General features: G+C 57.1%; 10 protein-coding genes. 2 read left to right on the top strand and 8 right to left on the bottom strand.

What is annotated here, in order from left to right:
- The first annotated feature begins 5 nt into the window (after positions 1–5).
- Positions 6–326 carry a thioredoxin TrxA gene (trxA, locus tag OVY48_RS20295; RefSeq protein ID WP_069066681.1) on the top strand — a complete coding sequence of 107 codons (321 nt, stop codon included), beginning with the start codon at positions 6–8 and terminating at the stop codon, positions 324–326.
- A 22-nt stretch (positions 327–348) separates the two neighbouring features.
- On the opposite strand, the gene OVY48_RS20290 is transcribed toward trxA, so the two are convergent.
- The 8 genes from OVY48_RS20290 to secA form a co-directional block, all read right to left on the bottom strand.
- A complete protein-coding gene (locus tag OVY48_RS20290; protein ID WP_313924222.1) occupies positions 349–1,146 on the bottom strand; it encodes an inositol monophosphatase family protein in 798 nt (265 codons plus the stop codon).
- Positions 1,146–2,369, bottom strand: coding sequence for a bifunctional glutamate N-acetyltransferase/amino-acid acetyltransferase ArgJ (gene argJ / locus OVY48_RS20285; RefSeq protein WP_313924221.1), 1,224 nt, complete (start codon positions 2,367–2,369; stop codon positions 1,146–1,148). Before argJ ends, OVY48_RS20290 begins: the two co-directional genes overlap by 1 nt.
- A gap of 164 nt (positions 2,370–2,533) precedes the next feature.
- Positions 2,534–3,433 (bottom strand): GDP-mannose 4,6-dehydratase, encoded by a 900-nt coding sequence (locus OVY48_RS20280; RefSeq protein WP_313924220.1) that lies wholly within the window; start codon positions 3,431–3,433, stop codon positions 2,534–2,536.
- 102 nt (positions 3,434–3,535) lie between these two features.
- Positions 3,536–4,570, bottom strand: a complete 1,035-nt coding sequence (gene gmd, locus OVY48_RS20275) for a GDP-mannose 4,6-dehydratase (RefSeq protein ID WP_037480249.1) — start codon at positions 4,568–4,570, stop codon at positions 3,536–3,538.
- Positions 4,571–4,654: 84 nt separating this feature from the next.
- Complete coding sequence (locus OVY48_RS20270) at positions 4,655–6,160, bottom strand: phosphomannomutase (protein ID WP_409593509.1); 1,506 nt, start codon at positions 6,158–6,160, stop codon at positions 4,655–4,657.
- A 48-nt stretch (positions 6,161–6,208) separates the two neighbouring features.
- Positions 6,209–7,291 carry a mannose-1-phosphate guanylyltransferase/mannose-6-phosphate isomerase gene (locus OVY48_RS20265; RefSeq protein ID WP_313924219.1) on the bottom strand — a complete coding sequence of 361 codons (1,083 nt, stop codon included), beginning with the start codon at positions 7,289–7,291 and terminating at the stop codon, positions 6,209–6,211.
- Between the two features lie 197 nt (positions 7,292–7,488).
- Positions 7,489–7,842, bottom strand: coding sequence for a PilZ domain-containing protein (locus OVY48_RS20260; RefSeq protein WP_313924218.1), 354 nt, complete (start codon positions 7,840–7,842; stop codon positions 7,489–7,491).
- A gap of 130 nt (positions 7,843–7,972) precedes the next feature.
- The gene (gene secA, locus OVY48_RS20255) at positions 7,973–10,708 is read right to left on the bottom strand and encodes a preprotein translocase subunit SecA (RefSeq protein ID WP_037480242.1); all 2,736 of its coding nucleotides are present in this window, start codon (positions 10,706–10,708) and stop codon (positions 7,973–7,975) included.
- 628 nt (positions 10,709–11,336) lie between these two features.
- On the opposite strand from secA, the gene OVY48_RS20250 reads away from it, so the two are divergent.
- Positions 11,337–12,314, top strand: a complete 978-nt coding sequence (locus tag OVY48_RS20250) for a tetratricopeptide repeat protein (protein ID WP_313924217.1) — start codon at positions 11,337–11,339, stop codon at positions 12,312–12,314.

Below are 12,314 nucleotides of genomic sequence, written 5' to 3'. Positions count from 1 at the left end.
GCGACATGGCCACCAAGGCAGTTACCGACGCCAGCTTTCAGCAGGATGTGATCGACGCCGACAAGCCCGTGCTTGTTGATTTCTGGGCTGAATGGTGCGGCCCCTGTAAGATGATCGGCCCGGCTCTGGAGGAAATTTCCGAGGAACTGGGTGACAAGGTCGTGATCGCCAAGGTCAATATCGACGAAAATCCCGATGCACCCGGCAAATATGGCGTGCGCGGCATCCCGACGATGATCCTGTTCAAAAATGGCGAAGCCGCCGCGACCAAGGTCGGCGCCGCGCCCAAGAGCGCACTCAAGAGCTGGCTGGAAAGCGTCCTGTAAGATCGATGCATGCGGGGCAGGGTTAGCGGAACAAGATCTCCGCTGCCCTGTCCCACAAGCGCGGCGAGGATGCGCCCAGCAGACCCCGGCGCGTGTCGCCAACGAGATAGGGCGATCCATCGAGCCGCTGGCAGCAACCGCCCGCTTCGTTCAGGAACAATGTGCCCGCCGCATGGTCCCAAGGCAGGGTGCGCGCAAACACCGAAACATCATTCTGCCCCAGCACCAGCCGGGGATATTGTTCGGCGGCGCAGCGAGGAATGTCCACCAGCGCGAAACGGTCCTGCGATCGCCGCTGAATATCCGCCCGTTCCTCCGGCGTCATGAAATAGACGGCCAGCGCCGCGATCGGCAGCTCGCCACCGCTCTCGCGCGCCTGCACTTGTTCCCCGTCGATATGGCTGCCCCCGCCCAGCATGGCGTGGCACAGGCGGCCAGTCAGCGGATCGAGTATCCACCCCGCCAGCGTCGCGCCGCCATCGGCCAGCGCGATCATGATGCCGAAGGGCGGATTGCCCGCTGCGAAATTGCCGGTACCGTCGATCGGGTCGATGATCCAGTTCAACCCATCGCCCGCCCGGTCGAGGATCGCGGGATCAGCCGCACAGGCTTCTTCGCCGATGATCCCGGCTTCGGGCAGGATCACACTCAACCCTTCGGCCAGACGGATCTCGCTTTCCTTGTCGGCGATGGTGACGAAATCATTTGCCGCCTTCTCGCTGATCTCGTGACGCGCCAGATTCTGGTAGCGCGGCATGACGATGTCGCGCGCGACGTCGCGCATCAGGGCGACGACGGGGGCGTGGATGTCGAGCTGCATCAGCTGCGATAATCCGCATTGATCGCGATATAGCCATGCGTCAGGTCACAGGTCCACACGGTCGCGCGACCCTCGCCCAGGCCCAGATCGACGCCGATCTCGATATCCTGCCCCTTGAGGTGCGCGGTCACCGGCGCTTCGTCATAGCCTTCGATCGCCAGGCCGCCGGTCGCCACCTGCGTTGTGCCGAAGCGGATGGAGAGCAGGTCGCGATCGGCTGGTTCGCCGGCCTTGCCGATGGCCATGACGACCCGGCCCCAATTGGCGTCCTCGCCCGCCAGCGCGGTCTTGACCAGCGGCGAATTGGCGATCGACAGGCCGATGCGATGCGCGCTTTCGTCGCTCACAGCGCCTTCGACATTGATCTCGACGAATTTGGTCGCACCCTCGCCATCGCGCACGACCAGATGCGCGAGCTGGCGGCAGATGTCCGACAGCGCGGCGTGGAAGGCGTCTGCCCCCGCATCGTCCATGCTGGTCATTGGCGCATTGCCCGCCTTGCCAGTGGCAAAGGCCAGCACCGTGTCGCTGGTCGAGGTGTCGCTATCGACCGTGATGCAGGAAAAGGTCCGCTTGTTGGCCGCCGACAGCATGTGTTGGAGCAGTGCCGGATCGATCGCCGCGTCGGTGAAGATATAGCCCAGCATCGTTGCCATATCCGGGGCGATCATGCCCGATCCCTTGATGATGCCGACCAGTTCGACGCGCGTGTCGCCGATCATGGCGGAGGCATGGGCACCCTTGGCATAGGTGTCGGTGGTGCCGATGGTCGTAGCCGCTGCCTCCCAGCCGCAGGGCGCGGCAACAAAGGCAGCTTCGAGGCCCGCTTCGGCCTTGTCGATGGGCAGGGGCACCCCGATCACCCCGGTTGACGAAACCAGCACGTCGGAAGGCAGGCAGCCCAGATGGTTGGCGACCTTCGCCGCAATCGCCTCCACCGCCGCGCGGCCACGATGCCCAGTAAAGGCATTGGCGTTACCCGCATTGACCACGAGAGCCCGCGCCGACCCCAGCGGGATGGCGTCACGGCACCATTCGACTTCGGGCGAGGGGCACAGGCTCTGCGTCGTCACCCCCGCGACCGCCGTGCCCGCATCCAGTTCGACATAGGTGAGGTCGCAGCGGTCCCATTCCTTATAGCGCGCCTGCGCCACGCGCAGCGTCACGCCCGCGATAGAGGGCAGGGCAGGGAAGTGGGCAGGGGCGAGGGGAGAGCGTTGCATATTCGTCTCGCTATGACAGGGGTGGAGGCCGGTTTAGGCACAATACCCTTTGGAACAAACATATTTTCGCATCGGTCAGGATAGAGCCATGCCACCAATATTCAGTTCAGCGTAGTAACTGTGATTGTTCAAAAGTAACCACGCCATTCGCCTGCAACACTCGTTTACTGGTGATTGAGCATCCATGTCAGCGTATCGCGTAGATCATATATCGGCCTTTGCCCGGACACCGCATCGAGCTTGCTACGATCTCCCCACAATGTTTTTACTTCGTTCTCGCGAACAAAGTCCGGATTGACGCGAACGGCGAAATCGCGTCCCGAAATCTCCTGGATCATGGCGATTACTTCTCTCAGCGAATAGGCCTTGCCGGAGCAGATGTTGAATGTTTCGCCCAAAGCAGAAGGCGCGTCCAGAAGAGAGGCATAGGCCGACACGACATCACGGACATCCGAAAAATCACGGGAAACGTCCAGATTTCCCAACTCTATCTCATCTGCCTTTTGAAGCACATGATGAACGATCTTGGGTATGACAAAATTGATTGATTGTCCGACGCCAGTATAGTTGAACGGCCGGGCGAGGATGATCGGCAAACGTTCTCTGTACAGGCGGGCAACAAACTCCATCGATAATTTACTGACAGCATAGTCGTTTACAGGGTCAGGCGAAACAGATTCGGTAATGGCGCCACTTACCCGATTTCCATAAATATTAGCACTGCTGGCCAGAAGGATTGTATCGACATTTCCCGCTTTATCGAGGGCGTCCAGCAGATTGCGACTACCCACGATGTTTGTACGATAAATATCTTCGGCTACGCCATGAGAGACAAATGCGATTGCAGCAAGATGCACGACCTTATCCGGCCTGATGTCTGCGATCGTGTCCGTAAGGGCTTTGGCGTCGGTCAAATCACATATGACAGACCTGCTCAATCCTTCGATAGGCGAAGTAATCGGCATATGCGATATACCAACGACTTCGTGACCATGACGCGACAACAAAGTGGTTAGGTAGCGTCCCGTGAACCCATCTACGCCGGTAATCAAAATTCTACTCATAGATGTCTCACCTTAACTGCGGCCGTGGAACGACCGTTGCCACGTAGATGTGGTATCCGATCGCCCGCTACCGGCATCTTGTCGCCAACGCTCAAATCGAGATCAGAAAGAGGCGTTCAAACGGTTTCGTATGAGGTCCGCGTTTACCATCATCTTGCACAACTGCTCCAATGTCGTTTCCGGCTTCCAGCCCAGTTTTGTGACAGCTTTTTCGGGATTGCCAATCAGCAAATCGACCTCGGCAGGGCGATAAAAACGCGGGTTGACGCGCATGACGATCTTGCCGGTTGCAACGTCGGTGGCAACCTCATGCTCTTCGGCGCCCGAAAATTCGACCTCAATATCCGCAGCTTTAAACGCCATCCGAACGAAATCGCGGACGGTTTCAGTGCGGTTGGTCGCCAGAACATAGGTGTCCGGCTCGTCGGCCTGCAGCATGCGCCACATGCCTTCGACATATTCCTTGGCAAATCCCCAGTCCCGCTTCGGGTCCAGATTGCCAAGTTCCAGGCAATCCATCTTACCAAGTTTGATCTTCGCGACGGTGTCGGTGATTTTGCGGGTTACGAATTCGCGGCCGCGCAGTGGACTTTCATGGTTGAACAGGATGCCGCTGCATCCGAAGATGTCATAGCTTTCACGATAATTCACCGTGATCCAATGCGCGTACAGCTTGGCAACGCCATAGGGACTGCGCGGGTAAAAGGGCGTGTCCTCAATTTGCGGTACGGCCTGCACCTTTCCGAACATTTCCGACGTGCTGGCCTGATAGAAGCGGATCGTGGGATCGACGATGCGGATGGCTTCGAGGAGATTCAAAGGGCCTATGCCGGTAATCTCGGCGGTCGTAATCGGCTGATCGAAGGATACGCCTACGAAGCTTTGTGCGGCAAGGTTATAGATTTCCGATGCCTTGGCTGTTTGCAACAGACGGATGCTCGATGCGAGATCTGTGAGGTCATATTCCACGAGCTTGAGATTGGGATGCTGGCTTATGCCAAGCTCCTCGATCCGCCAGAAGTTGACAGAACTGGTACGGCGATAGGTTCCATAAACCTCATAACCCTTGCCCAGCAACAGTTCAGCAAGATAGGCGCCATCCTGCCCAGTTATTCCAGTAACTATCGCCGTCTTCATATAAACCTCGTGCCAGATAAAATGTTTATTTCTACATCAATCGAACGTTATTGAAAATAATATCCCTAGAATATTATTCTATTTTTAGTTCGTAACTTCAAGAAAATTACTATCACTATTTGCGACAAGGTGTAGAATTTGCTGATTGAGTGTCGATGCCCCTTCCACATCCGCACTCTCCGTATAGCAACGCAGCTCCGGTGCATTACCGCTGGGGCGCAGATGGACGATGTCGTCATTGTCGAAATGGATCCGCAACCCATCTGTCGTGTCGAACCGGATCGCTTTCCCCGCTACCGCGCCCAGCATATTCGTTAGCCGAGCAAGGATGTCGGATTCGCTGCCAGCTTGAAGATAGGAAATCAACGCATGGCTGCGATCGGTGGGAAAATTTTGTAGGCGATCACTCACCGTATATCGGGTCGGCAACTGTTCCTGCAACGCCGACAGAGTGATGCTTCGGCGCTTTGCATTCACTAGTGCTGCTATCATTGGCAATATGGCGTCGCGCGTCGGTAGCGCTTCTAAAACAACGCCCTCGCTTTCAACAGGAGTGCCAAGCAAAAAGCCACCATTGGCTTCATAGCCGCATATCGTGGCATGGCCAGCGCGGCTCAGTCCCTGCATGCCTTCTATGACGAATGGCGATCCGATCCGGGTTCGACGAACTACATCGAACAGGCCGCATAGCTCGACCGCGCTGTTGCAACTGACCGGCGTCGCGACCGCCTTGATACCCAAGGCCCTGGCACATAAAATGCCCAATATATCCCCACGAATCCATATACCCGTTTCGTCGGCCAGCAGCGGCCTGTCCGAATCCCCATCTGACGACAAAATGGCATCGAGTTGCAATTCTGCAGCCCATTGGCGGGCGAGGACATGGTCTTCAGGGCGAACCGCCTCCGTATCGACTGGAATGAACGTTTCCGATCTACCGAGAGGAAAGGCTTGCCCGCCCATCTGCTTGACCAAAGCAACAAGGACATCTCGACCGACGGCCGAATGTTCGTAGATGCCGAGCTTAAGCCCCTCCAATGCGCGCGCACCAAAGAAATCGACGTAGCGCGCGATATATGTTGTCGTAGCATCGACAAGGGGAAACTTTAGGGGAGGCGCCAACAACATCCCACTGCCGTCGAATATATCCGGCAAATCCACTATTTGCCCCCGGATGGACAGTTCGTCCGCCTTGAGTATTTCACCATCGGGACGGTTGAATTTTATGCCATTGCGATCGTCGGGTATGTGGCTGCCCGTAACCATGAGCGACCCCATGCCCCGCGCAAAGCCATAGGCTGCCACCGCTGGCGAAGGTACGAAACCGCAATAGTCCACATGTCCGCCCTTATGAACAATAGCGGCTGCACAGGCGGCTATGATCCGGGGCGAGGATGGGCGAAGATCACCAGCAATCGCAACATGCTGTCCGGAGTGAAACAATCCCTCGGCTTCCAGATGCTGCAGAAAGCCCATGGTGTAGGCGAAGCATATGCGGTCGCTCATCGCGCTCACGAGGCCGCGGGCGCCACTTGTACCGAAAGCGACGCCAGACACGGCCATCAGGTCCGCGATAGAAACACCCGTCATAAAAACTCGCTATGCCCGCTAGGGAATGTGATTGCAGACGCGGAAAACTTACGCCCCTGTGGCAGGCTTAGCGCCCTTTACCGCTTCCGTCACGCGGCGAACCTGTTGAGATTCGCCGCGACGCAATATCATGACTTCTTGTCCTGAAACGACCACGATCAAGTCGTCGATATCGACCAGCGTGACGCGGGGTCCATCGCTATGCACCAAACAGTTTTTTGTGTTCAACAGGAGGGCGTCCCCCCGCACTGCATTGTCACTGGCGTCCCTAGTGCTGACCGCATGCAACGAGTCCCAACTGCCGACATCGGACCACCCCATATTGACGGGAACACAGGCCACGTGAGCCTCGCGTTCCATAATGGCATAGTCTACCGAGTCAGAGGGGCAAGCCGCGAAGGATTGCGGTTCTGGCAGGATGTGCAATCCTTCGCGCTTCGCCCCTTCCAGGGACGCCCTGACTGCGGCCAGCATATCCGGCCGGTGACGTTCAAGCGCTTCCAAATAGGCGTCGGCCCGGAACAGAAATATGCCAGCATTCCAGACATATTTGCCTTCAGCCAACATCTTTACGGCAGTAGATGCGTCAGGCTTTTCAACGAACCTTTCTACCTTATGCACCATATTGCCAAGGTCAGCACCCATCTGGATATAACCATATCCCGTCTCCGGGCCGTCCGCTTCGATGCCGAATGTGGTTAGCAGACCTTCTGAAACAAGCGGCAACGCACGCGATATGGCAGTATGGAACGCAGGCAGATCAAGGATGATATGATCGCTTGGCATCACCAGCAGAATATCATCAGGTCGCGCCTCTAATGCTGCCAGCGCAATTGCGGGCGCGGTGTTGCGCCCCGACGGTTCAAGTATCAGACGATAGTCGTGGATTCCGATAGCCTGCAATTGTTCATCGACAATGGGTGCGTGTGCGGCATTGGCAACAATGATCGGGGAACTAACCGAAGCACCGGCATAGCCTTCCGTCCTACTGATGGTCAATTGAAGCATGGTTTGCTTTGCCGTTAGCGATAGCAGTTGCTTGGGACGCTCAGGCGTCGACACCGGCCATAGTCGAGTTCCCGATCCCCCAGACAAGACCACAGGAACAATATATTGAGATTCGCTCGCCATTTTTCGCCTAATTAATCCGTCAATCTTCAAATCAGATGTAACGTTACCGTAACAGTGTCACACGGATGATTGGCGTGGTCTATGGCTGCAAATTCTAGGCTTGCCAAGCCTTTAGCACTCTGATGGCGGCGCTTGGGCAACGGTATAACTGGACTGTGATAGTGACGCGCGGGTCGAGAAGATCGATGGCGCTCTCTTTAAGCGTAACGGCCAGGCGCGACCCGACGTAGCGTGATGGGCGGTTCGGTCATGCGCACCAATGGTTCGTCGATCACGGCCAGCGGATCAACGGCACGGCTGAGCAGAAGGCCGCATCGGTCATCACCCTGCCATATGACCGTGCCGCATATTTCCAGATGATCGCCAATCAATGTCACACGGGCACCGACCGGTGGCACATGGGCACCGCCCAGCAGCGCACCATAGACCGAGATGTTCAGGATGGTGACTGAGCTGCTTACCCCGTCCCATAGCAGGGTCGCTGGCGTATTGGCGATGAAGCGACTTTCGCGACGGCGGTCACTTTGTGAACAATAAGATGTGCTTGTCATGGCCTTCTCCCGGCTTCCCCCCAGGATCAAACGCCATTATCGGCTGGTTTCGTTACCGAAACCATGCCTCATCTAGTCAACCCTATATTAGCCATAGGCGGACGGCCTTACTCATCCGCCCGACGCAGGATCAGGCCAAGGCGCCGTGACAATGCTTGTATTTCTGGCCCGACCCGCATGGGCAAAGCGCATTCCGGCTGATGTCGAGATTGGCGAAGTCGCTATCGGGTGCCGTGTCGAGCGGCCGACTCGGGATGGTCGTGGTGATCCCGCCCCATTGCCCGGCGTCGATGTCGGCGCTGTTATCCTCGCCCGAAAAGGGATCGATATGGGTAGTGATGAAGTCCGGCAGCACCGGCAGGTCGAATTGCGGCAACGGCGCTTCGTCCATGCGGAACTGGACCCGTGCGATCGACCCGGTCACATCCTCGCGGATATTTTCCAGCATCCGTTCAAACAGGGCGAAGGCTTCCTGCTTATATTCGTTGATCGGCGTTTTTTGCGCGTAGGCGCGCAGATGGACGACCTGGCGCAGCGCGTCGAGTGTGGCCAGATGCTCCTTCCAGTGATGATCCAGGCTCTGCAACAGGATCGACTTTTCGATCATGTGCCAGTCGGCCGAATCGACATTGGCGACCTTCTCAGCGACGGCTTCGTCGGCCATGGCGGTCAGCCGTTCCTCGATCATTTCCGGGTCGATCGAATCCTCGGCCATCCAAGCGTCGAAATCAACCTCCAGCCCCAGAATTTCGGAGGTGCGGGTCTTGAGCTTCACCATGTCCCATTGTTCGGGATAGGTGCCGGGCGGGCAGGATGCGCCGACGATGTCGTTCACGGTTTCATGGCGCATGTCGGTGACGACGTCGTCCACCGTATCGGCATCCATGATGTCGGACCGCTGTTCGTAGATCACCTTGCGCTGGTCGTTCATGACATCGTCATATTCGACGACCTGCTTGCGGATGTCATAGTTGCGCGCCTCGACCTTCTTCTGCGCGGTCTCGATCGCCTTGCTCAGCCATTTGGACGGGGGCAGCGCCTCGCCATCTTCCAGGTTGGAGCGGATCATCTTGGCGAACATCGTGTCCGGGCCAAAGATGCGCATCAGGTCATCGTCAAGGCTGAGATAGAAGCGCGACAGGCCGGGGTCGCCCTGACGGCCCGAACGGCCGCGCAGCTGATTGTCGATGCGGCGGCTTTCATGCCGCTCGGTCGCCAGCACGAACAGACCGCCGGCGGCCAGTACTTCGGCCTTCTCCGCAGCGATTTCCGCCTTCATCCGCTCGATTGCGGCGTCGCGCTCCGGGCCTTCTGGCACATCGCGCAGTTCGTCCTCGACGCGCAGTTCCAGATTGCCGCCAAGCTGAATATCGGTGCCGCGACCGGCCATATTGGTGGCGATCGTCACCACGCCCTTGCGTCCGGCCTGCGCCACGATGTGCGCCTCACTCTCATGGAAGCGGGCGTTGAGAACGGCGTGGGGCACGCCTTCCTGATTGAGAAATTCCGACAGCATTTCGGACTTTTCGATCGACACCGTGCCGACCAGCACCGGCTGGCCCTTTTCGGCATGTTCCTTGATCGTGCGCGCAATCCCGCGGAACTTGTCTTCGATATTCTTGTAGAAACTGTCCTGCTCGTCGATCCGCTGCACCGGCTTGTTGGTCGGGATGGTGACGACGTTCATCTTGTAGATTTCGTAGAATTCGGTCGCTTCGGTCGACGCGGTGCCGGTCATGCCCGAAATCTTGGGATACATGCGGAAATAATTCTGGAACGTGACGGAAGCGAGCGTCTGGTTTTCCGGCTCGATCTGGACGCCTTCCTTGGCCTCCACCGCCTGATGCAGGCCATCCGACCAGCGGCGACCATCCATCATGCGGCCGGTAAATTCATCGATGATGATGACCTTGCCGTCCTTGACGATATAATCGATGTCGCGGCGGAACATGACGTTGGCGCGCAGCGCCTGGTTCACATGATGCACCACCTGTGTATTTTCGAAATCATAGAGGTTGGTGCCCTGCAGCAGCCCGGCATCCTCCAGCAGACGCTCGATCCGCTCGGTGCCATCCTCGGTCAGCGTGACAGAGCGCTGCTTTTCGTCCTTCTCATAATCGGCTTCCGTGACCTGCTTCACGATCGCATCGACCGAGACATAGAGTTCGGACTTGTCGTCGGTCGGGCCGGAAATGATGAGCGGCGTGCGTGCTTCGTCGATCAGGATCGAGTCCACCTCATCGACGATCGCATAGTTGAAAGGGCGCTGGACCATCGACGCACGGTCATATTTCATATTGTCGCGCAGATAGTCGAAGCCGAGTTCGTTGTTCGTCGCATAGGTAATGTCGGCAGCATAGGCGGCGCGGCGCTGGTCCTCGCTGATGTTCGGCACAATGACGCCGGTGGTCAGCCCCAGGAAGCGATAGACCTGCCCCATCCAGTCGCAATCGCGGCTGGCGAGATAGTCGTTCACGGTGACGACATGGACGCCCTTGCCCTCCAGCGCGTTGAGGTAGGTGGCAAGCGTCGCTACCAGCGTCTTGCCCTCACCCGTGCGCATTTCAGCGATCTCGCCGCGATGTAGGACGATACCGCCCACCATCTGCACGTCGAAATGGCGCATGCCCAGCACCCGGACGGACGCTTCGCGCACCGTGGCAAAGGCTTCGGGCAGCAGATCGTCCAGCGTCTCGCCCGCGGCCAGCCGCTCGCGGAACCGCGCCGTCTGCGCGGCCAGATCCGCATCGCTCAGCGCCTGCACCGATGGTTCGAACGAGGCGATCCGATCGACGATCTTGCCCAGCGACTTCACATAGCGTTCGTTGGACGAACCGAAGATGGACTTGGCGAGTGCGCCGAACATGGACATTCCTGACTCAAAAGGGAGGCGTTGCCCAGTGATGGGCAGGCGCGCAGACATGCGCGGCGATTTAGGGAGCGCTCAGCGGTTAGTCAATCAACGTGCCGCTGCACGACCGGTAACTTCCTGCGGCGGGTGGAGGGATCGCTCTATTACGGTAATGTCACGATACGCGTCTTGCTCGCCGAACATTGAGCAATGCGAGTCATTGCCTCGTTCAGAAGATAACACCCCAGTACCGTTTTTTACGAAATTACGCCTTTCGACAAATTTTTCTTGCCAAGGCGGCTGCAAGGCTCGAAATTGTAGAAACCATAAATTCGCCGGTTTCAACACGCCAGCTCCCTCCGATTTGAGACGTCGCATACCAGATAATATGTCATGTAATTTGATCTAAAAAATTGATATAAAATGATATATTTTCTGATATGGGCTTGACCAAACTAAGCAGCATGGAATTGGCGTTGTACACAAAGCCTCGGGCTTGCAGTTGCATAATCGGAGCTCACGGGCGCTTTCCCGACATATTGTAATCGCTACGACGGTGTAAAGTCTTCCAGGGCTTGGGTTTGTTAGGCTGAAGCTTGGGCAGCGCGCCTTATTCGGTCAAAATTGACAGTTAGAGTATGCTATGAAGTTGGTAGATCCTGTTTCGAACGCCCCATTTGAAATCGCTAAGTTGAAGATGGTCCCGTTTGCCGCCTGCTTCTGTGCATATTTAGCCAGGAAAAAGGGACGTGCCGCTGCCCATGCAATGAATTGGAGCCAAGCTGTTGATGCCTATGTTGGGGCATTGCGGTTGGTACCTATGAATGCACGCCTTTGGGTGCAACTAGGTCATGCTTATGGTCATTTGGGAATGCCGGATGCAGCACAGCTCGCCTATCGCAATGCAACGAAAGCGCAGCCGGAAAATTTTATCGGTCACCGCCATCTAGGCTATGTGCAGCGCGAAACGCATCTTCATGAACAAGGAATGCGTTCTTTAGCCCGCGCCCTTCTTCTTGACCCCGACAATCGCGACATCGCTGAAATATTGCTGGCAGACAAAGGCGAGGAAAAGACGCAGGAATATCTGGTCAATGCTGCTTTTGCGCACGCTGATGAATGCCGTCCTGATCGGCCGATGGGGTGGAAGGCGGTGTGGTTGCGGTCCCAGGCAAGAAGAGCTGCGCGGAAACGGGATTGGAAAGAAGCCGAGAAATTTTATGCGGCTGCAGTGCGGCTTGAACCAAGCAATCCCGATCTTCTTCTTCAGCTCGGTCATGCTTTCAACCACCAAAACCAGCAACCTGAAGCAGAACTCGCCTATCGTCGCGCGATCGCAATCGATCCGCTATATGTGGATCCATGGTTACATCTTGGCTATGTGTTAACGGCGCAAAACCGGCATAATTCGGCCCGTACAGCGTTCGGCACCGTGCTTCGGCTTGCTCCTAATCGCCTCGCTGACCACCCCATATTGGCGGGTGCCGAAATCGCGCATACGCAGGCCAGTCCCGTCCCCCCCGAAGGCAAGTCAAGAGTCATGGTGTGCCCGCCTGAACTGGGCGAACGTGAAAAAGCCATATGGAACCTTCTGGCCACGCATGTCCAAGGAAAACATTGA

It is taken from the genome of Sphingobium sp. SA2, from assembly GCF_032227065.1.
Lineage (GTDB): Bacteria > Pseudomonadota > Alphaproteobacteria > Sphingomonadales > Sphingomonadaceae > Sphingobium.
The sequence above is the reverse complement of the archived record's forward strand: the minus strand, read 5'-3'. Positions and strand labels throughout refer to the sequence as shown.

Excerpts from the sequence above, each read along its gene's own strand:
- OVY48_RS20250 (WP_313924217.1), top strand. The coding sequence starts at position 11,337 with ATGAAGTTGGTAGATCCTGTTTCGAACGCCCCATTTGAAATCGCTAAG.
- OVY48_RS20280 (WP_313924220.1), bottom strand. The coding sequence starts at position 3,433 with ATGAGTAGAATTTTGATTACCGGCGTAGATGGGTTCACGGGACGCTAC.
- argJ (WP_313924221.1), bottom strand. The coding sequence starts at position 2,369 with ATGCAACGCTCTCCCCTCGCCCCTGCCCACTTCCCTGCCCTGCCCTCT.
- OVY48_RS20270 (WP_409593509.1), bottom strand. The coding sequence starts at position 6,160 with ATGACGGGTGTTTCTATCGCGGACCTGATGGCCGTGTCTGGCGTCGCT.
- gmd (WP_037480249.1), bottom strand. The coding sequence starts at position 4,570 with ATGAAGACGGCGATAGTTACTGGAATAACTGGGCAGGATGGCGCCTAT.
- trxA (WP_069066681.1), top strand. The coding sequence starts at position 6 with ATGGCCACCAAGGCAGTTACCGACGCCAGCTTTCAGCAGGATGTGATC.
- OVY48_RS20290 (WP_313924222.1), bottom strand. The coding sequence starts at position 1,146 with ATGCAGCTCGACATCCACGCCCCCGTCGTCGCCCTGATGCGCGACGTC.
- OVY48_RS20265 (WP_313924219.1), bottom strand. The coding sequence starts at position 7,291 with ATGGCGAGCGAATCTCAATATATTGTTCCTGTGGTCTTGTCTGGGGGA.
- secA (WP_037480242.1), bottom strand. The coding sequence starts at position 10,708 with ATGTTCGGCGCACTCGCCAAGTCCATCTTCGGTTCGTCCAACGAACGC.
- OVY48_RS20260 (WP_313924218.1), bottom strand. The coding sequence starts at position 7,842 with ATGACAAGCACATCTTATTGTTCACAAAGTGACCGCCGTCGCGAAAGT.